Below are 19,714 nucleotides of genomic sequence, written 5' to 3' on the forward strand. Positions count from 1 at the left end.
GAGGTCAGGCGGTTTACTTCGGGGTGTCGGGGTTGTTGCCCTGGTCACCTTCCTGGGTGCCTTCGTCGGGGAGGAAGTCGGTGATGTCGATGTCGGCCAGTTCGCCGGCGTGCTGGGCGAAGCCGATCGGGTCGTCCAGGTCGGAGGCGCTCGGCAGGAGGTCGGGGTGCGACCAGAGTTCGTCGCGACCATCGACGCCGCGCGCATCGCGTACCGCAGCCCACAGGTTCGCCGCATCGCGAAGCCGCCGCGGCCGGAGCTGGAGGCCGACCAGCGTGGCGAACGTCTGCTCCGCCGGACCACCCGCGGCCCGACGCCGCCGTACCGTCTCCGCCAACTGCACAGCCGCCGGCATCCGGTCCTTCGTGGCCTGCCGTACGACGTCGTCCACCCAGCCCTCGACCAACGCGAGCGCGGTCTCGAGCCGAACCAGAGCCGCCTTCTGCTGCTCGGAGTCCTCCGGCTCGAAGAGCCCGCCCGCGAGGGCTTCCTGCATGGCCTCCGGGTTCTGCGGGTCGATGCCCGACATCGCCTGCTCGATCTTGCCCGTGTCGACCTCGATGCCCGCGGCGTAGTCCGCCACTGCGGCAAGTACGTGCTGGCGAAGCCACGGCACCCCGGCATACAGACGCTGGTGGGCGACCTCGCGCAGCGCCAAGTACAGCCGGACGTCCTCGTCGGCCAGCCCCAGCCCCTCAGCGAACTTCGCAACGTTGTCCGGGAGCAGGATGGCCTGTCCGGTCGGCCCGAGCGGCAGTCCGATGTCGGACGAGCTCACGACCTCGCCGGCCAGCTCACCCAGCCCTTGACCGACCTGCGCACCGAAGATGGAACCACCCAGCTGCCGCAGCATGCCCGCCATCGGCCCCGCCAGCTGCTGAGCCTCGGCCGGCAGCGCGTTGCCCATGGCACCGGCGACGTGCTCGGCGACCGGGTCGACGATCGTCTGCCAGACCGGCAGGGTGTTCTCCACCCACTCCGCGCGGCTCCAGGCCGCGGAAGTCGTGGACGCCTCCGGCAAAGTGGTCGCCTCGTCCAGCCAGTGCTCGGCCAGCCGGACCGCGTCCGCGACCCGGTCCGAGTCGGTCGGCGTGATGGATCGGTCGCCGCCCGCGGAGACGGTCTTGCGGGCGATGTCCTTGGCCAGATCCCAGTTCACCGGCTTGCCGTCGCCGGAACCGCTGAGCAGCTGCTGGACCTGGGCGAAGATCGCGTTCAGGTCGGGGGCGCCGCCCGCGCCGGCCGCTCCGGAGAACTGCTGGAACATGGCCTCGAACGGAGTTCCCTTGAACGGGTTGTCCGGTTCGTCGCTCATCGGAGTGGGCCTTCCTGTGCGGGTGGGGCGTACTACTCCAACGTACTGGTTCCACCCGCCGGTTCCGCCTCCGGCGAACGCATTACCCCTCCACTTAGCCCCTGGCAGACCCCTGACTTCTCCCCGAGCCCCCAACACCACAGCCCTCCTGACGCGGCAGCCGCAGCCGGCGTAGGGCATCCGACCGACCGGGCGCCGACCGCGAAGCTGCGGGCCGTACGACGGATCCGCAGTCGGGGAGTGGACACGAGTACGGCGGAGTCGCCGCCGGCAGGTGCGGAGTGGATGCGGTACGGCGCGGTCCGAGCCGACAGGTGCTGCGGGTGCGGCGGGCCGGGGCCGCGGGTGAGTGGAGTGGGTGTGGGCGGGCCGGAACTGTGGGTGGGGAGTGGATGGACGGGGGTGAGGGGTGGGTCAGAGGTAGGGCGGATGGTGGAGATGAGGGGCGGGGGCGGGGTGGGGTGGGGAGGAGGTCGAGAGAGAATTGAGGGGGTGGGGGTTTGGCGTGGTATTTGTGGGGTGGTTTCCCGGTGGGAGTGAGGGACGATGAGCGACGCGATCAGGCTGCTGGACATCCGTGAGGGTGTGCTGTCCAGCGAGGAAGTGCTGGCCGCTGTCTCTGACCCGACCGCCGGTGGGACTGCTCTCTTCATCGGTACTGTGCGCAACCACGACGACGCGAAGCCGGTTGACCGGCTGAGCTACGAGGCTCACCCGGACGCGCTGGAGCACCTGCGGACGGTCGCGCAGCGTGTCTGCGACGACCCCGCTGTGACCGCGCTGGCCGCCGTACACCGGACCGGGGACCTGAAGATCGGCGACGCCGCCGTGATCGTGGCCGTGGCGGCCTCGCATCGCGATGTCGCGTTCGCCGCGTGCCGGCGGCTGATCGACGATCTCAAGGCCGAGGTCCCGATTTGGAAACACCAGCACTTCAGCGACGGTGCCAGCGAGTGGGTCGGCGCTCACTGACACGTACGCTGGGCGCATGAAGGTGGCCGGATGAAGGTTTTGGCGTGGCTGGCGTTCCCGCTGGTCGCCACGCTCCTGGCGATGTGCTGGGCAGCGTGGCGCGGGCGGAGCCGTGGACCGCGCCGGTCCGGCGGTGCCTTCGCATCGGTCGAGGATTTCCGCCGCTTCAACGAAGCACTCGCCGCGCCGGGACCACGGGCAACCCCGAAACGCCGCCGAGGACTCCGCCGCCGTACCCCCAAGAACCCGGCAGTTGACTCACCCACGCCGAGATCCGAGTCGGCCGCGAACCCCACCCCTCCGGATCCCCAAGGCTCCACCCGCACCTCGAGCGCCGCGAAATTCCGCGCGACCGGTACGGCGAGTGGTGCCGGGAGGACTGGATTCGGTGGATCCGGGACGGTTGGGGTTGCTGGCGCGTTGGAATCAGCAGGGGCGCTTGCCGTGACCAGGAAGCTCGGTTCGGCCGAGACGTTCGGTTCCACCAACATCGCAGGGCAGGGTTCGTGACACGTCGCACCGCCACGCTGGTCGCCTCGATCATCGTGCTCGTCATCTCGCTCGGGCTGGTCACCGCCTTCCCGGTGCCGTTCGTCTCGTTCAGCCCGGGGCCGGTGCGGGACACCCTCGGCGAGTCGAAGGGCAAGCCGGTCATCGAGATCACCGGGCACGAGACGTTCCCGACCTCCGGCCAGCTCGACCTGACCACAGTGTCGGTCACGTCTCCGGAGCGTGAACTCACCCTGCCGCAGGCGATGCGCAACTGGCTCGACCCGCATCACGACCTGTTCCCGCGCGACATCATCTACCCGCCGGACACGAGCGCCGACGAGGTCGAGGAGCAGAACACGGCGGAGATGACCGGATCGCAGGACAGCGCGATCGCGGCCGCTCTGCAGGCGGCGAAGGTGCCGTTCCACCCGAAGGTCTCGACGGTGGGGAAGGAGACCCCGGCGGACGGCAAGCTGAAGCCGGGCGATGTCGTTCTCGCGGTCGACGGAGTGACGGTGTCGCAGGTCCCGCAGGTCGGCGAGCTCGTCCGCAAGCACAAGGTGGGCGAGAACGTCGTCTTCCTGATCCGTCGCGACAACGCCGAGCAGACCGTGCAGCTGAAGACCGCGGCCACGCCGGGAGAGGCCACCCGCCCGATGGTCGGCATCACCATCGGCGTCGAATCGACGGTCAAGGTGACGGTCAACCTGGGCCAGGACATCGGCGGCCCGAGTGCCGGTACGGCGTTCGCGCTGGCCATCTACGACAAACTGACACCGGGCGCGTTGCTGGCCGGCAAGCACGTCGCCGGCACCGGGACGATCGACGCACTCGGCCAGGTCGGCGCGATCGGCGGGATCCAGCAGAAGATCGCCGGTGCCAAGGAGGACGGTGCCACCGTGTTCCTGGTCCCCGGGCCGAACTGCGAGGCCGCACTGCACGCGGACGTGAAGGACATCCAGCTGGTGAAGATCACCACTCTGAACGAGGCGATCAGCGCCCTGAAGGCCATCGGCGATGGAACCGGAGCAGTCCCGACATGTACGCCGTGAACCACCTGAACGTATCGGCCGGCCGAAGGGGAGATCTGGCGGCATGGATTCCGTAGGCACTCTGCCTCCCGACGCGCTCAGTCGCGCGGTGATCGAGATCGAGAAGCACGTCAGCAGCGCGGGCTGGGACCAGCCCGCGCAGCTTTTCGCGCTGGTCCCGACCGAGGAACTGCTCCGCGCCGAACCGCAACTGGCCGCCGAGCTCGGCGCCGAGGACGCGTCCCAGCCGCTGACCCCGGTCGCCCAGGGCGAACTGCCCGGTGGTCTCGAGGACGAGCACCTGGCCGACGCACTCGGCCGGATCGAGTGGCCGGACGGAGTCAGCGGCTGTGCCCTCGCGATCGAGCGAGTCGTCCTGCCCGCCTCAGCCGAAGCCGGTCTCTCCAGCGCCGAATCCGACGCCGAGCTCGCCCGGATGGCCGGCAGCGATCCACGCCGCCACGAGGTCCGGATGGTCGCCGCGGTCCTGCGCGAAGGCGACCGGTTCGGGGCCGTCCGGCTGCGCTCACACGACGAGGACAGCGCCGTCCTGACCGGCGCCGACTTGGTCCCCACGCTGTGCGAAGTACTGTCTTTGACATTCGAACCTTCGGTCGACAGCCGGCCGGGCGAAGGTCCTGGGGTCGACGGCATGAGTGACGACGAGGAGAACCGATCATGAGTGACGGCGTCTACGACATGCCGGAGGAGCCGCGGCGAACCCGGCGAACGTCTGGAGGACGGCCCCGGGCCCTGCTGCCGACGATCGCCACACTGATCGTCCTGCTCATCCTGTTCAGCGTCTTCACCGACGTCTGGACCCAGCGACTGTGGTACCGCTCGGTGGACCTCGGCTCCGTGTTCAGCACGGTCCTCGGGACCCGGGTGCTGCTGTTCGTGGTGGTCGGCCTGTTGATGGCGGCCGCCGTGGTCGCGAACATCATCGTCGCGTACCGCACCCGGCCGCGGGTCGCCCTCGCGCCGTCGCCGAGCCCTGGCTTCGAGCGGTACGGCGACATGCTGCAGCAGCGCGGGAAGATCGCCGTGGGTGTGGTCGCGGCGCTGATGCTGGTGTTCGGCGGCTCGGCCGCGTCGGGGGAGTGGAAGGTCTTCCTGGCCTGGCGGAACCGGACCCCGTTCGGCGTCACCGACAAGCACTTCAACAAGGACATCGCGTTCTTCGTCTTCGACTACCCGTGGCTGCGCGTCCTGCTCGGCTTCGGCTACTCGATCGTGCTGCTGTCGCTGGTCGCGGCGATCATCACCCACTACCTGTACGGCGGCTTCCGCCCGTCCGCGAAGGGCCAGAAGGCTTCCGGTGCGGCGCAGGTGCAGTTCTCCGTTCTGCTCGGGCTGCTCGTCCTGTTGAAGGCGTTCAGCTACTGGCTGGACCGCTACGGGCTGACGACGTCGGAAAGCCGTTTGTTCACCGGTATCTCCTACACAGGTGACAACGCCGTCCTGCCCAGCAAGGAGATCCTGGCAGTCATCGCGGTGCTGTGTGCCGGGTTGTTCTTCGCCAACGTCGTACGCAAGACCTGGCTGCTTCCGGGCGTGGGCACCGTCGTCCTGATCCTGTCGGCGATCCTCCTCGGTGCCTTGTGGCCGGCGGCCCTGCAGCAGTTGCGCGTCCGGCCGAGCGAGCCGGTGCGTGAGGCGCCGTACATTTCCAAGAACATCGAGGCGACGCGCCAGGCGTACGACCTGGAGGGCACCCAGGTCATCAACTACCCGGCGAAGTCGACGGCGACCCCGACCGATCTGGCTGCCGATGCCGAGGTGCTGCCGGGGATCCGGCTGATCGACCCGAGTGTTGTCGGTCCGGCCTTCGAGCAGCTGCAGCAGGTCCGCGGTTTCTACTCGTTCCCGACCGACCTCGACGTCGACCGGTACAAGATCGGCAACGAGGTCAGGGACACCGTGATCGCGGTCCGCGAGGTGCAGGTCGACCGTTTGCCTGCCGGTCAGCGCAACTGGAACAACGACCACACCGTCTACACCCACGGCTTCGGCGTCGTCGCCGCGAACGGTAACCAGCGGGCTGTCGATGGTGCGCCCGTGTGGTCCGAGGGAGGCCTGCCGCCGGAGGGACAGCTCGGAAAGTACGAACCGCGGATTTACTTCGGCGAGCAGTCCCCGGACTACTCGATCGTCGGCGGGCCGAAGGGTGGTCAGGCGGTCGAGCTCGACACGCCCGAGGGCACGAACGGCGGTGACCCGACGCTGAACACCTACACCGGCAAGGGCGGCGTCCCGGTCGGCTCGTTCTTCAACCGGTTGCTCTACGCCACCAAGTTCCGGGATGCGAACATCCTGCTGTCCAGCCGGGTGAACCCCGATTCGAAGATCCTCTACGACCGCAGCCCGCGCGAGCGGGTCGAGAAGGCCGCGCCCTGGCTCACCCCGGACGGCGACCCGTACCCGGCCGTCGTCGACGGCCAGGTCGTCTGGATCGTCGACGGCTACACCACCTCGGCGAACTACCCGTACTCCGAGAAGGTCGCCCTGGACGACAGCACCCGGGACACCACGACCGGCCGCGGAACCATCGCGCAGCAGCCGAGCGAGGAGATCAACTACATCCGCAACTCGGTCAAGGCCGTCGTCAACGCGTACGACGGTTCGGTCGAGCTGTACGCCTGGGACGAGAGCGACCCGGTGCTGAAGACGTGGATGAAGGCGTTCCCGGACACGGTCAAGCCGCGTTCGGACATCTCGCCCGCGCTGATGTCCCACCTGCGGTACCCGGAGGACATGTTCAAGGTCCAGCGTGACCTGCTGGCCAAGTACCACGTGCAGGACTCGACCACCTGGTACCAGAACAGCGACCTGTGGCGCGTCCCGGCGGACCCGACCGCGGTCTCCGCCGGCGCCGATGCGTCTGCTCAAATCAAACAACCTCCCTTCTACCTCTCGTTGCGGATGCCCGGTCAGGCCGAGCCGAGGTTCTCGCTGACCTCGGTGTACGTGCCGAACGCGGAGCGGGAGAACCTGACCGCGTTCATGGCCGTCGATGCCGAGGCGACCTCGCCGGACTACGGCAAGTTCCGGATCCTCCGATTGCCCGGAAATGTGCAAATCCCTGGTCCTGGACAGGTGTTCAACAAGTTCCAGACCGACGACGGGATCAGAACCGCGCTGCTGCCGATCAACCAGCCGACCAGTGGCGCCAGAGCCCAGTTCGGCAACCTGCTGACGCTGCCCCTCGGTGGCGGTCTGCTCTACGTCCAGCCCGTGTACTCGGTCCGGACGAGTGGTCCCGGTAGTTATCCGGTGCTTCGGTATGTGCTCGTCGCATTCGGCGACAACGTCGCGTACGGCGGGACCCTGAAGGAGGCGCTGGACAAGGTATTCAAGGCCGACGTCAACACCGGTGAGCCACCGCCGCCCAACCAGCCGAACCAGCCCAACCAGCCCAACCAGACGGTCAAGCAGGCACTGGCGCAGGCACAGGCAGCGTATGCGGCGGCCGACGCTGCCCTGAAGGCCGGCGACCTCGCGGAATACCAGAAGCAGGTCGGCCTGATGAAGGCGGCGATCGACCGTGCCGTGGCAGCGGGAGCCACGCCGACGCCGACCACTCCGGCTCCCAGCGGTACGCCGACCACGACACCGACGACGCCGGCACCATCGAGCCCGCCGACCTCGCCGACAGGCTGACCCACCGGCTGCTTACCCGGGGCGGTGACACCGACAACCGTCGGCGTCGCCGCCCCGCTTCATTGCCCAAAGCACCCGTTGCCCACAGCACCGGATCGCCGCAGTTGATCGGGGCGGAGCTCACTGCATCAGGTGGTCGCCTCCGGATGGAAGCCGGCCGCCGTGTCGAGGAGGTCCTGTTCGGAGAAGCGTCCCCGATCGAGTGACACCTCGGCCGCGACTCCCGGCGAGACGAAGTAGAACACCTCGTCGTCCCCGAGCAGGCCGTCGTACTCACCGACCTTGACCGGGCGCAGCTCCCAGCTCTCCGGATCCTTCTCCTCGTACTCGGCCAGGAAGGCCTTCAGCGCTTCGAGATCCGTCAGCTTCTCGCCACGCATCGTCTTCACCGTCAGGTCCACCCTGTAGGCGCCCTCGGGATCCGGCCCGGTCTCCCAGACCCGGCTGTGGAAGCGGACGTCCTCCCACTCGTATTCGAAGTCGGTCGGCGTACCGATCCCGCCGGGAAGGTGCTCGATCACGAAGCCGTCCAAGGTGCATGCCCTCTGCTCGGTCGATGGGGGAGCCACGGCGTACCCGGATCGCGGCTCGACACCGCTCGCCGCGGCCGTGGTGGTCGTCCAGGCGCCGAGTGAGGCGAGGACGACCGCGCTCCCGATCACGATACGACGGGTCGTCGGCACGACTCGGGAACCAAGGGAAGAACGCGACATGGCTGCCTCCTGAGGGCGTCGACGCCGTGCCTGCTGCACAACGTCTTCTTGCCCTAGAAGTTGCACCGATCGCCGCGCTTCCCGGCGCGCGATTTCGAACCTGTGGAAAAGACCGTCAGAAGCCGATCAGGCGATGCAGCCGGTGGAACGTCTGCTCGAAACCGAGCTTCGGCCACGTCCGCGATGACAGGAGGTTCGTCACCCGCCAGTCAGTCACCACGGACGTGTAACCGGTGTCGGCGGACCATTGCAGCACAGCCTCACCCAATGCGCGGCCGGCCCCACGACCACGTGCTTCCGGCAGTACGGCGGCAAAGCCCAGGAACCCAGCGTTGTCCGGTCGAGCCAACCCGCTGTGCGCACTGGACTTGTCCAGCGAGCACCCGACCGACGAGCCGATCACGCGACCGACGTACTCGGCGACAAAGGTCGCATAGTCCGGGTCGTCGATCGACTCCTCCCAGTCGGCGAGCGCCTCCTCCAACGTGGGTAGCTCCCCAGCGGAGAACACCGGCGACCGTCCCTGGTGTTGTGGCAGTACCAGGTCCAGCTCAGCGAGTACGGCGATGTCGTCGCGCGTGGCACGTCGTACGGCTAGACCAGCCGGTGCCTCCAGGCGAGTACTCGGCGCCGGACGGAGAGCATGCGCATGCTGCGAGCCGAACCCCAGTCGGAACCAGGCATCGACCAGCTCAGCGTCGTCCGGCACCAACACGTAATGGGCCGTCCGGCCGTCGTCCACCCACTGGGCAGCGGCAACGGCGTAGAGGTCGCGGATGTGTTCAGGCTCACGGACAGCGTGGCCAGCAGCCTCGACCCAGACGTTAGGACCCCAGGTAGGCGACGGCTTGGGCGCACCAAGCACGTAGCCGGTCAGCTCGTCCCCTTCGACCAGTACGGCGCCGGAAGCACTCTCGCTCTCCCATACAGCCGTGACCTCGACCACAGCGACCTGCTCGTCCTCGTACTCGGCAGGCAGCAGAGGGTGTCGCTTCCGATGCTCCTTGTGCCGCTCCGCGAGCAGTCGGGCCGCCGCAGGCAGGTCCGCCTCCGCGAACGGGCGAATGACGTGTCTGGACATACCCGGACGGTACGCCGCACCGCCCGCCGCTGACACGGGTTTTTCGTCTACCCGGAGCCACACCGGGAACCGATTTGGTTGCTCAGCCCCGATCCACTAAGCTAAAACCACAACGACGCGGGGTGGAGCAGCTCGGTAGCTCGCTGGGCTCATAACCCAGAGGTCGCAGGTTCAAATCCTGCCCCCGCTACGAAAGAAGGCCCGGACCAACAGGTCCGGGCCTTCGTCTTGCTATGTGGGGTCTGACCTGGGGTTTTGTCCGTCGCCGCTCGGCTCAGCGCTCCTCATCAGCCGACGACTGCGAGGGGTGGGTCTCCGTCATCGGGGTCTGTGTCCGGGCGGTTTGTGACCAGATCTGTGACCAGCGGATCTGGATCTGGCTCTGTGATGCCCGCCGCCTGAGCGATCAGCACCCCCATCGCCTGGGCGAGCGGGCGGTCGATGCCCTGTGACCGGTGAGTGTAGATCTTCATCGTGACGGACGTGTCCGCGTGGCCGATGCGTTCGCTCAGGATCTTCACGTTGTGTCCGGCATCCTGAGCCATCGTCGCGTAGGTGTGACGCACGTCGTGCAGCCTGATCCGGGGAACACCGGCACGGTCGACAAGCCGATTGAATCGAGCTGTGATGGTGTCCGGGTGCAGCGGGCGTCCCTCGGGTCCAACCATGATGTAGTCGTGCTTCGGGTAGCTCCCCTCGAATGCGTCTCGCTCGTCGTTGATACGTTCGAGGTACCGGCGTAGGTAGGTCAGGGTGAAGGTGTCGAGTGCGATATCTCGCTCGCCCGCGGCGGACTTACCGTCAGACTCCACAGCTCGCCCGCGCACCACCACTCGGGTGTCTTCGATGGTGAGTGTTCCTGCGTCCAGGTCGAGCATGGACCGCTGGACGCCGGCCAATTCCGATCGGCGCATTCCAGTTGTGGCCGCCAGCAACCACATTCCGTCGTACCGGTCCTGTAGAGCTACGCGCAGGAAGGCTCCGAGCTGTTCGACTGTCCAGATGTTTCCACGCTTCCGCGTGGAGCGCCGCCTTTCTCGGGGGAGTACCGCGAACGCGGCCGGGTTGGTGTGTAGGTAGCCCCAGCGCACCGCGTCCGCGAGCGACCGCAGCATTACGACGTGGACGTTGCGGATCGACTTCACACTCAGACCGGCGGAGTATTCACCTGGCACTCTGCCGCGCCGGTATCGGCGTACGGCCTCGCGGGCGGCGCTGTAGTTCGTGCCGCACGCCCTGGCGATGTCGGTTGGGGTCGGCCCTGCGCCGTCCCTGTCGGACTGATGACTGAGCCAGAATTCGTACATTCGATGGTTGCCGTCGCCTTTCCGTCGTCCGTTGTCCCGTAGGTGTTTGTAGAAGGCGTTGATTCTTGGCACTGTCAGCTCACCGAGCCAACGTGTGCCGAGGACGGGTTCGATGTACGCATCGATGTTGTCGCGGTAGTTCTGCACTGTTGTCGGTTTGAGGTTGTCCTCGTTAGCAGTGAGCCACTCGTTCATGAAGGCGGCCACGCGAATCTTCTTGGCGGTGACAGAGCGGCCGGTTTCGGCGCGCTTCTTCGCCTCGATTGCAGCCTCCAGAGCGTCTTCCTCCGTTGCGAAGCCGCCTTGGTATGGGCGCTGTCGCGCGCCGGTCAGCGGATGCGGCTCCAGCTCGACCCGATACGCCCAGGTGTTCCCGCGCTGCCAGACCGTGATGCCCGGGATCTTCCGGCGGCTCATGCTGCCTGTACTTCCTCTCCGTCGATAAACGCTTGAAGCTTTGCGGTGACTACGAAGACCCGGCCTCCCAGACGACGCGTAGGCAGCTCGCCGGTAGCAGCGAATCGGTAGGCGCTCGCACGGCTGAGCCCGATGAGCTGGGCTGCCTTCGGTACAGAGATCAGGGCCGGGAGGGTGGCGATGTCGATCATTGGTGGTGCGTCTCCTTCAGTCGGTCGAGAGGCCCTGACGAAATTGACAAAATTGACAGAATGGGGGTTCTGTCGTTTTTGTCACTTTTGTCAGGGGGTGGCGAGGATTGCGGGGTGGACTTCGTAGGCGGTCGAGGGGCGGCCGCGCTTGCCGGTCGTCTCGGGTGTCTTGGGACGGATGTGGCCGTGATCGGTGAGCAGAGTGAGCGCGGGATCGAGGTCGGCGGCGGTGGCGAATCGGGTGCGGCCTTGGAGGGAACGGAGGGCATCTCGTCGGGTGAAGGTGGGGTGTCCGTGTTTGGTGATCCAGGTGAGGACTTCGCGGGCGTCGTCGAGGTCGGGGTCGGATCGGCCCATGAGGTCGTAGACGGCTAGGGCGTGGTCGAGGTAGTAGCGGCCGACGTTTTCGGCGGCGCGCATGGTGTCTGCGGTGATGGGGCGGGCGTAGCCGTGGTGGAAGTTGTGGGCGATGTGGATCACGGCCGCCAGCCGGACGACGGCACCGGCGAGCTTGGAGGCCCAGTCGGTGATGCCGGCGAGCTGTCCGGTCTGTGGGTGCAGTCGTGGTTCCAGCCAGTTCTGGAAGTCCAGCAGGACTTGTCCGGCTTCGGGTTCGAGGTCGAGTTGGTGCGGTTGGTCGTGGTCGGCCAGGACAAGTACGAGGGTTTTGAGTGCGTCGCGGTACGTCGTTTCGATGTGTTCCGGGACGGGTTCGGCTTCATTGTTGCGGCTGCCCACGGTGTTGGGTGGAACGCTGTAGAGGATCCGCGCCAGCACGCCGCGATCCCGGAAGCCTGGCTGTGCCGCCAGCCCTGCAAGGGTTCCCGGTTGCGTGGTGACTCCGAGGGTGAGCGCGGGTCGCTCGACCGTCTCTGACTCGCGGCCTTTGCGGTCGACTTGGAGTTTGTCGCCGGCGTGGCCTTTGAGGAACACGCCCAGGTTGGGTTGTGCGGAGTAGCGGGTGCCGGTGAGGGTGGCGAACACGTCGCCTTCGGCGGACAGGACGGCCATTCGGCCGCCGTGGGTGGCGAGTAGCGATATGCATGATTCGGGCGTTACGTCGTCGGTCATCAGCCGGGGCAGTTCGGGTACGGCGATGCCCGCGGCTTCCTTGGCGGCTGCGGTCGCGTCGGCCAGTGCCTCTTGCGGGTTGGCTTGGGCGCGTTCGGCTTTCTTGGCCAGGTCCTCGGCGCGGGCCGCCGCGATCCGGGCGGCCAGCTCGGCTTCTACGCGACGTTCTGCCGCGATCTCCCGCAGGGCGTCCTCAGCATCGGAGAGAGGCGCGGTCATGGCGCGGAACACCGGCGACTTCCGAGACCCGGGCGGTAGCGCGGTGACGGTGTAGAGGTTGACCTGTTCGAGCCACGATCGGGTGACCCGAACCAGCACCTTGCCGCCGGCGGCCGTGGACAGGCAGGCCAGCGCCACGGACCCGGCCAGGTCGACCGGGGTCTGTGTGGCTTCCGCGACCGCGTCGACCTGATCAGCGAGCCAGCCGGGGAAGACCTGTACGGGGAAGGGGCGGACGAGCCGCTTGGTCTTCAGCGGCACCGGCGGACCGTCCCACCCCTGTACGGCGACCGGTGCCGAAAAATCGCGTTGCGGATCCCGAGCACGGTTTTCGGTGAGCGCCGGTCGGATTGGCGTCGGCGGGACCGGGTCCCACGGGTCGTCGGGTGGCTCGGTGAGCGGTGGCAGGGGTGGCAGCCAGTCGGGCAGCTCGGCGGTCACGCGGCGATCCCTTCGGCACGGAACCCGCCAGCGATGGCGGCTCGGATTTCGCGGGCGGTCTGTTCGGCTTGCTGTCCCACGTCGGTCAGCGCGACGACGGCATCGGTGTAGCTAATCGCACCGGCCGCGACCATCCGCGCAACGCCTCTCGCGGCGCCGTAGAGCGTCGTTCGGCGCTTGCCCTCGGGTGCGTGCCGGACCGCGTCCAGGTGAGCGTCTAGCAGCCGCTCCGGGTGGGAGATGCCTCCCGCTTCGGTGGTGCTGATCGGCCCGGTCGGACGGGCGGTGGAGACGGCCGGCGCGATGGGCAGGCACGCACCGATCAACGCGGAGGGCATCTCCACCGGCTCCGCCAGCCCCGCGCCCCACTGGTACGGCTGGTGGGTGCGGTGGTGGATCGACGGCGGAAGCACGACGTAGCCGCCGTCTGCCTTGATGTCGATCCCGGCCCGGTTCGGCATCGGCCGTGACGGGATCTCGCGGCCGGGGTGGTGGTAGTAGAGGTGCACACCACCCGAGCCGGTGCGAACCCACAGCGTGCGCGGCACCACCTGGTGCACCACCAGCTCGCCCAGGCTGGCGCTGCCGCCGTGCGCGGGATCCACATCGACCACCACCAGCCCGGACACGGCACCGGTCCGTACTGCGAGCTGCCCATGGGGTACGGCGGTCACGATCTGCGCGACACGGTCGGGGTCGGTGGTGCCCGCGTAGAACCCGTGACAGGTCAGGTGCCCACAGGTCGCCGGGTCGTGGGGGTTGTCTCGGCAGTCGTCGCAGTTGGCAACCGGCCGCTTGGAGCGACCGAGCATGAACACCGACCAGCCGCGCTCGGTCGCGGCGACAGCGGCAGTCAGCAGGTCGTTCATCGGTGGTACCTCCTCGAGTTGGCTAGGCGGCGGTCGGGTAGCTGGCGGCGTCGATGCAGTCGATGCAGCGGCCGTCCGAGGTGGGGATGCAGTACTCAGTGACGGTCCGGCAGAGCCCGCAGGTACGGCGGGCTTCCATCGCCTTGTCCAGCGCGTTGAGCTGTGCCGGGGACGGCGTCCGGGAGGGCTTCGCAAGGTCGAGCCGGTACAGCCACGCCCAGCGCTTGCCGTTGCGCCAGACCAGCAGCGCATACGGCTCCTGACCGCCCGGACACATCCGCATCGCCCGGAGCTGACGGCGCGTGGCCAGCCCTGCCGGCGCCCACCGGAACCGGAACACCGGCGTCCCATGGTGGTCCCAGCCGAGGACCTGTTGGCCGTTCCACAGCTCGATCCACCGCGACGCGGCCGGGTGCAGCGTGGCGCGATCCAGTGCCTCCGTCATGCCGCCACCCCGTCCGCGTTCGCGTGGTCGACGGCGGCGATACGGCTTGCGACCCACTCGAAGACCGGGACGGCCACCGAGTTGCCGAGCTGGGCGTACCGGTCGCGGTCGCCCTGCGGGACGCCGTTGGAGGTGGTGGTCCAGCCGTCCGGAAACCCCTGTAGCCGCTCACTCTCCAGCGGTGTCAGACGGCGCGGCCCGGTGTGGGACTGGACAACGTAGGTGACCATCGACGGGTCTTGCTTGTCGTTGCCGCCATGGCTGACCAGCGAGTGCGCATACGGCGGCGCCCAGGTCGTCAGGCCGCCTCGATCGGCTGTGTTGTCGCGGTCGCAGCGACCGCCTCCAGCGCCGTACGGAGCGCCGGCGGAAGGTTCCGGCGTCGCCTCGCAGTGCGGGTGAGGATCCCCCGACAAACGGTTGGGTTCAAGGAGTACGCGGACAGGTGCGGTCCGGTCTCCAGAATGTCCGACAAGGACGAGTCTGCGGCGTCGGTGGGGTACTCCGAAACCGCGACCGTCCAGCACCCGCCACGCGCAGTCCATCCCGAGGTCGGCCAGGTCCGCGAGCACGGTCCCGAAGTCGCGGCCGTCGTTGACGGACAGAAGACCAGGGACGTTTTCCCCAACGAACCAACGCGGACGAAGCTCACCCAGCAGTCGCGCAACGTGCACCCACAGACCCGAGCGTGGGTCGTCCAAGCCCGCACGACGGCCGCGAGATGAGTTCCCCTGGCAGGGCCACCCAGCAGCGAGGACGGTTCGGTCGGGAACAACTCCAACTGCTGTGAGGTCATCAGCACTCAACTCCGTGAGGTCTTCCAACAAGACGGTTCCGGGGACCCGGTCGGCCAGCACACCCCGCGCCTGGGCGTCGATCTCGACAGCGGCAGCGGTGGGGATTCCGGCGCGGTGAAACCCGAGATCGATACCGCCGATCCCGGCGCACAGCGACACCAAATGCAGCGGCTCAATGGATGCAGTCACGGCGCTCTCCTCCGTCAGCGGTTCTTGTGGTTGATGTGGTTGAGCAGGCGGCGTCCGATGCGTTCGCGGCGGCCGGCGCCCTTGCAGCGCGGGCAGTTGCGGAACTTCTTCCCGGACGGGGACCGGGACTTGCCCGACCCGGCGCAGCGCTCGCAGTTCGCGTACGGCCAGACCGCACACGCCAGCAGATAGAGCCCGGTCAGCACGAGTCCGGCGATAACCAGAACGGCGACCCGTTCGGGGCGGCTCAGCGCGTCGGCCTTGCCGGCGGCATCCGCGATCGTCGCGGTCGCGGTGAGGATCAGCCCGGACCCACCGAGCAAGACCGCATGAACAGGATCAGACATCATCATCACTTTCTGTAGTCGCTTGAGGGTGTGACGAGCCGAGGCGACGACCCTGCGGGTGTCTGCCTGGTTCGGTGAGGTGGGACGGTTAGGTGCCGGTGATCGGGTTAGGTTCCTAACTCCGACCCTTCGATGCGTCTATGTGGCCGTGACCTGCGGAAAGTTAGCGAGTGAGGCGAGTTAACCGAGGGCCGGAAACCGCTGGTCAGTGCCCGGTTCAAGGCGGTTTCCGACGCCTGGTGTGGGGCTAACTCGCTAGCGTCCCGGCGTCCTCTCCGCTCTCGTCTGTGTCTCCGGCGTCCTGCTCGCGCCGGACGATCGCGTCACGGACGGTGACCGGGTCGAGGGGATAGCGGTTCCCGGTCGAGGGCACCTTGATCCCGTGCTCGCGCTCCAGCAGCTCCCGCAGCGCCTTCCCGGTCAGGCCCTGGTACGGCGTCCAGGTCGGCGCGTGCCGCTTCAGCAGCGCGGGCACGTCCGCGATCGGGCGCGGGTCGTCTCCGAGGACCTCGTCCAGGTCCGAGAGCAGGTCGCGGGTCTCGATCTGCACGGGGCGGGAGTCCGGGACGGTCTTGCCGAGCTTGGCGATCGCGTCCAGGGACCGCTGGATCAGCGGCGTGACCTGGTCATTGCCCTTGGCAACGTCGAGGTAGTACCACTGCAACATCTCCGACCGCTCCCCGGTGAAGCCCTTCACGACGGCGGTTCCCTTGTCGGTGCCGGGGATCAGCTCGGTCGCGCGGTGGCCAGCGCTGTAGGCGCCCTGACCGAGCAGGGCGTCGTTGGCGACGTGGTCGCCGACCGCGAACGCGATCCCGTTGGAGCAGTTGCGGGTCACGTCGCGCGGCATGGAGTCCTTCGTGGGTGCCTGTGTCGAGACGATCATGTGAATGCCGCGTTTGCGTCCGAGCTTCACGATGTCGACCAGCAGTTGCGCGATCTCCTTGCCGTAGGTGCCGTGCTGGATCGCCACGTGCGCCTCCTCGAGCAGGCACACCAGCGGGTGCAGCCCGACATCGGCCGATGCGAGTTCACGAGTGACGGACGGGACCTCGTACCGGAGCAGGAGTTCGCCGCGTCGCTGGACCTCTTCATGAACGTTCACGAGCTGGTCGCGGATAGTTTTCATGGAATCGTCGTCGGCGCCCATGATGTAGCTCGAACAGCGGGACTTGAACACCTCGAAGTCGTAGTTCACGTCCGGCACCCAGATCCGCAGCTCGGCGGTCGGGTCGAGCGCGCAGCCGATCATGACCGCCCGCGCCGCCGAAGACTTGCCCTGCCCCGGCATACCGCCAGCGATCGTGTTGCGTTCCATGACCGGCGCCACCAGCGCGTCACCGCGCAGCGTCTTGCCCGCGGGTACGCCCTTGAACACGTCCACGAGCCCGCCGCTGATCAGCGGGTACTCGCCCGCGCCCTCAGCCAGTGCGCCCTTGTCCGCGATCCACAGATCCATGATCCCGGCCTCGGTGCCGGTGGTCGGCCACACCTCCTTCGCTGCCCGGTGAAGGCCGGTTGCGAGGTCGCCACGGCGGCGCGCGATCTTGTCCGCCGTCACGCCGGCGGGTAGCCGCACGACGGCGTGCGTGCCGCGTCCGTCGACCCTCGCGGGGGTGATGAACTGAATCTTCAGACCAGCTTTCAGGTACTGCGTGATGGCCGGGATGCGCAGCGCCTCCAGCGCCCGCGCGATCGTGGTTTCATCGATCGTCGCGTCCCACTCGGTATCGGCGGTCGTGACCAGCCACGCCGGCGGCTCGGCGCGGCGCTTGCCCTCGCGCCAGGCCGCGATCACGATCAGGAACGGTGCCGCGATCGACACCCCGGACCAGATCAGGGCGCCGGCCGCGATCAGGAACCCGATCAGGGCGAAGAACCCCAGCCATACGCCCGTGAACGAGCCGTGCCCGGTCGCCTTGGTCAGGATCGCGATCAGCAGCACCAGGAACGGCACCCCGATCGTCATCGCTACCGTGACCTTCAAGACACCCCATGCGAGCTTCGGCAGGTCCATCAGGCGCTTGTGCCGGCGGTCGGTCGCGGACTCCTTGCGGTCGGTCCACTGCTTCAGTTCCTCGCGATCGCCGACCGACTCGGCGGCCTTGATCTGGCGCCGATAGACACCCATCGTGGACGCGTCCCACGCCCGCTTCGCCCACGATTCCAGGCCCTGCACGACCGTGAACGACTCGCGCAGCACCAGCTTGCTCGCGGTCTTGGTCTTGTCGTGCGTCGCGACGGTCTTCGAGGCGCGCGCCACCACCTGCGTGGTCGTCACCGCCCGCCGCACCAGCGCACCACGGTTCGCCAGGCGCCGATCCAGCTCAGCCGACTCCTCATCGGACAAGATCACGGCCTCGGAGTCGTCATCGGCCGAGGTGATGTCGGCAACGCCGTCGGAGTCGACCCGTTCGGCGGGCACACGGATGATGCCCTGTGCAACGTCCTGCACCGTGTCCTGCACGGCGTCGTCGTGGTCGTGGTCGGGGTGAAGCTTGTGCACGTTGTCCATGCCGTCTCGCTCCTATCGATCAGGCCGCGACGCGGGCGATTGCACCCGGCGCGTCCGTGCCGTCAGTGCTCGTTTGCGGGTTGTCAGCAGTGGTGGTCAGCTCGTCGCGGACAGCAGCCGCGACCTTCGCGGACAGGCCGGTTGAGCAACCGGTCGTGTGCCGCGCCCACGCCGGCGTGATGTCGTCGGCCGCCGTACCCGGCTCGATCGCGGCCACGGCTTCGGTGACGTAGTCGGCCAGCAGCTTCCGGCCGGTCTTGGCGGGCTTCCTGCCCGGCCGTGAGGGCTTGGGCTGGGGCTTGGGTGCCGGGGTGGCCTCGATCGCCTCAGCGGGCTTCGCCGGCCTCTCAACGGCGGCGGCCTGTGCGGGTGTCTCCGGGGTGGTGTCGAGGCGGTGAGATGCCCTCTCCGGGTTGGCCAGCGCGGCGGCTCGCTCAGCCCGCAACACGGCCTCGGTCAGGCGGTCCCGCAGAACCGGTGCGGTCTCGGCAGCGCAGAACACCAGCAGCGGCGGCACCGAGTGCAGCACGATCCCGGCCGGGTCGCCGTGCCGGAAGGATGCCCACGTGTTCATCGCGTACGTCGCGGCGAACGCGAACCGCTTCGTCCGCCCGATCCACCGCGTGTGGTCGCTCACCTGATACCGGGCAGTGATCTGCTCAGCACGCAGAACCGCGATCAGCACCAGCGACACCATCGGGTCCAGCAACCAGGCCGCGAACCACGGCAGCGACCACAACACGGCACCCTGTGCAGCGAACGCCTGAACGTTGACCATCGTGAACGCCAGACCAAGCACGATCCCAACCCACATGCACCGGTCAACCTGCGTCCGCACCGACTCCACCCGCAGCGCCACCACGTCCGGATGCGTCGACAGCGCTCGAACCTGTGATGCCTCGGCAGCGGTCGTGCGCAGCCGGTCGACCGCGTTCGGCCTGGCCGACGCCGGCGCCTTGTCCGAAGCCTGTTCAAGGGCGCTCACCACTCCACCCCCTCGCCGGTCAGGGCGTGGCGGGCGTCGGCCAGGAACCCAGCCAGGACCCACAGCTCGCCGTACGCGGTCGCGGCCTCAGCCGACACCGGCTTACCGGCCGGGGGCATCTCGCCAGCCAGCACGAACCGCGACAGGTGCTCGAACCGCGCGGCCAGCTCGTCGCCCACCGCGTCGGTGGTCTCGATCCCGAGCCGGTCAGCCCAGCTCTGCTCCAGGGTCATCAGACGGCGGTTCATGCAGCACCGTCAGTAGCGGTCTCGCGGTCGGCCAGCTCGCGGCCAACCTCCAGGACCCGGCGCTCGGCCCGCCGGACCCGCCGCGTCTCCAGCGTCGACGCGTACGGACCCGCGTTAATGAACGCGATCTGTGCATCCAACAGGTCCAGCTCGGCCGCGATCAACGGCCACTCCCGCTCGATACCGGCCAAGTCCTCAGCGGACGGCTCCTCGCTGCTGACTGCCGACAGGTGGATGATGCTCATTGGGGTTGTGCTCCTCTTCGATGGACTAGCGCGACCCAGACGCCTCGGCGGTTGCAGCCGCCGGGGCGTCACTTTGTTGTTTCAGATCCGTATTTCGAATCTCTGTGTCGAATTACCGTAGCGCCGATTCCCAAGGTTTCGCAAGTGTGGTCCGATATCATGGG

19 protein-coding genes and 1 tRNA gene are annotated in these 19,714 nt (G+C 67.9%); 6 read left to right on the forward strand and 14 right to left on the reverse strand.

Annotated features, from left to right (window positions below; genetic code table 11):
- Window positions 1–13 precede the first annotated feature (13 nt).
- Window positions 14–1,315 carry a zinc-dependent metalloprotease gene (locus V9K99_RS34560; RefSeq protein WP_337009406.1) on the reverse strand — a complete coding sequence of 434 codons (1,302 nt, stop codon included), beginning with the start codon at window positions 1,313–1,315 and terminating at the stop codon, window positions 14–16.
- A 546-nt stretch (window positions 1,316–1,861) separates the two neighbouring features.
- Between V9K99_RS34560 and V9K99_RS34565 the strand changes: the two genes are divergently transcribed.
- The 5 genes from V9K99_RS34565 to V9K99_RS34585 are packed head-to-tail and all read left to right on the forward strand — an operon-like array spanning window position 1,862 to window position 7,470.
- The gene (locus V9K99_RS34565; RefSeq protein WP_337009408.1) at window positions 1,862–2,287 is read left to right on the forward strand and encodes a molybdenum cofactor biosynthesis protein MoaE; all 426 of its coding nucleotides are present in this window, start codon (window positions 1,862–1,864) and stop codon (window positions 2,285–2,287) included.
- A gap of 30 nt (window positions 2,288–2,317) precedes the next feature.
- Window positions 2,318–2,797: a hypothetical protein gene (locus V9K99_RS34570; RefSeq protein ID WP_337009410.1), complete on the forward strand. Its 480-nt coding sequence runs from the start codon at window positions 2,318–2,320 to the stop codon at window positions 2,795–2,797.
- Complete coding sequence (locus tag V9K99_RS34575; protein ID WP_337009411.1) at window positions 2,794–3,831, forward strand: YlbL family protein; 1,038 nt, start codon at window positions 2,794–2,796, stop codon at window positions 3,829–3,831. The genes V9K99_RS34570 and V9K99_RS34575 overlap by 4 nt, the downstream gene beginning before the upstream one ends.
- Window positions 3,832–3,874: 43 nt before the next feature.
- Window positions 3,875–4,492 carry a PPA1309 family protein gene (locus tag V9K99_RS34580; RefSeq protein WP_337009413.1) on the forward strand — a complete coding sequence of 206 codons (618 nt, stop codon included), beginning with the start codon at window positions 3,875–3,877 and terminating at the stop codon, window positions 4,490–4,492.
- Window positions 4,489–7,470 (forward strand): UPF0182 family membrane protein, encoded by a 2,982-nt coding sequence (locus V9K99_RS34585; RefSeq protein WP_337009415.1) that lies wholly within the window; start codon window positions 4,489–4,491, stop codon window positions 7,468–7,470. The genes V9K99_RS34580 and V9K99_RS34585 overlap by 4 nt, the downstream gene beginning before the upstream one ends.
- Before the next feature lie 128 nt (window positions 7,471–7,598).
- Here V9K99_RS34585 and V9K99_RS34590 read toward each other — a convergent pair whose 3' ends face one another.
- On the reverse strand, window positions 7,599–8,183 hold the full coding sequence (locus V9K99_RS34590) for a hypothetical protein (RefSeq protein WP_337009417.1): 585 nt from the start codon (window positions 8,181–8,183) through the stop codon (window positions 7,599–7,601).
- 115 nt (window positions 8,184–8,298) lie between these two features.
- Window positions 8,299–9,264: a GNAT family N-acetyltransferase gene (locus V9K99_RS34595; protein ID WP_337009419.1), complete on the reverse strand. Its 966-nt coding sequence runs from the start codon at window positions 9,262–9,264 to the stop codon at window positions 8,299–8,301.
- 116 nt (window positions 9,265–9,380) lie between these two features.
- On the opposite strand from V9K99_RS34595, the gene V9K99_RS34600 reads away from it, so the two are divergent.
- Window positions 9,381–9,454, forward strand: a tRNA-Met gene (locus tag V9K99_RS34600).
- Window positions 9,455–9,551: 97 nt separating this feature from the next.
- Here the strand turns inward: V9K99_RS34600 and V9K99_RS34605 are convergent.
- The 11 genes from V9K99_RS34605 to V9K99_RS34655 all read right to left on the reverse strand — a co-directional run bounded on the left by V9K99_RS34605 (window position 9,552) and on the right by V9K99_RS34655 (window position 19,550).
- Complete coding sequence (locus V9K99_RS34605) at window positions 9,552–10,988, reverse strand: site-specific integrase (protein WP_337009421.1); 1,437 nt, start codon at window positions 10,986–10,988, stop codon at window positions 9,552–9,554.
- Complete coding sequence (locus V9K99_RS34610; protein ID WP_199237133.1) at window positions 10,985–11,179, reverse strand: helix-turn-helix transcriptional regulator; 195 nt, start codon at window positions 11,177–11,179, stop codon at window positions 10,985–10,987. Before V9K99_RS34610 ends, V9K99_RS34605 begins: the two co-directional genes overlap by 4 nt.
- 90 nt (window positions 11,180–11,269) lie before the next feature.
- The gene (locus tag V9K99_RS34615) at window positions 11,270–12,910 is read right to left on the reverse strand and encodes a YfjI family protein (protein ID WP_337009427.1); all 1,641 of its coding nucleotides are present in this window, start codon (window positions 12,908–12,910) and stop codon (window positions 11,270–11,272) included.
- Window positions 12,907–13,779 (reverse strand): bifunctional DNA primase/polymerase, encoded by an 873-nt coding sequence (locus V9K99_RS34620; protein ID WP_337009429.1) that lies wholly within the window; start codon window positions 13,777–13,779, stop codon window positions 12,907–12,909. Before V9K99_RS34620 ends, V9K99_RS34615 begins: the two co-directional genes overlap by 4 nt.
- Before the next feature lie 22 nt (window positions 13,780–13,801).
- A complete protein-coding gene (locus V9K99_RS34625) occupies window positions 13,802–14,224 on the reverse strand; it encodes an RRQRL motif-containing zinc-binding protein (RefSeq protein WP_337009431.1) in 423 nt (140 codons plus the stop codon).
- Window positions 14,221–15,210, reverse strand: coding sequence for a DNA cytosine methyltransferase (locus V9K99_RS34630; protein WP_337009433.1), 990 nt, complete (start codon window positions 15,208–15,210; stop codon window positions 14,221–14,223). The genes V9K99_RS34625 and V9K99_RS34630 overlap by 4 nt, the downstream gene beginning before the upstream one ends.
- Before the next feature lie 14 nt (window positions 15,211–15,224).
- Entirely contained in the window at window positions 15,225–15,557 is a 333-nt protein-coding gene (locus V9K99_RS34635; RefSeq protein ID WP_337009435.1) for a hypothetical protein, read from the reverse strand.
- A gap of 247 nt (window positions 15,558–15,804) precedes the next feature.
- Window positions 15,805–18,072 carry a cell division protein FtsK gene (locus V9K99_RS34640; RefSeq protein WP_337009437.1) on the reverse strand — a complete coding sequence of 756 codons (2,268 nt, stop codon included), beginning with the start codon at window positions 18,070–18,072 and terminating at the stop codon, window positions 15,805–15,807.
- A gap of 19 nt (window positions 18,073–18,091) precedes the next feature.
- Window positions 18,092–19,057, reverse strand: a complete 966-nt coding sequence (locus tag V9K99_RS34645) for a hypothetical protein (protein ID WP_337009440.1) — start codon at window positions 19,055–19,057, stop codon at window positions 18,092–18,094.
- On the reverse strand, window positions 19,054–19,305 hold the full coding sequence (locus tag V9K99_RS34650) for a hypothetical protein (RefSeq protein WP_337009442.1): 252 nt from the start codon (window positions 19,303–19,305) through the stop codon (window positions 19,054–19,056). Before V9K99_RS34650 ends, V9K99_RS34645 begins: the two co-directional genes overlap by 4 nt.
- Window positions 19,302–19,550, reverse strand: a complete 249-nt coding sequence (locus tag V9K99_RS34655) for a DUF6284 family protein (protein ID WP_337009443.1) — start codon at window positions 19,548–19,550, stop codon at window positions 19,302–19,304. The genes V9K99_RS34650 and V9K99_RS34655 overlap by 4 nt, the downstream gene beginning before the upstream one ends.
- Between the last annotated feature and the right edge of the window lie 164 nt (window positions 19,551–19,714).

This window comes from Kribbella sp. CCNWLW201 (genome assembly GCF_037203805.1).
Taxonomy (GTDB): domain Bacteria; phylum Actinomycetota; class Actinomycetes; order Propionibacteriales; family Kribbellaceae; genus Kribbella.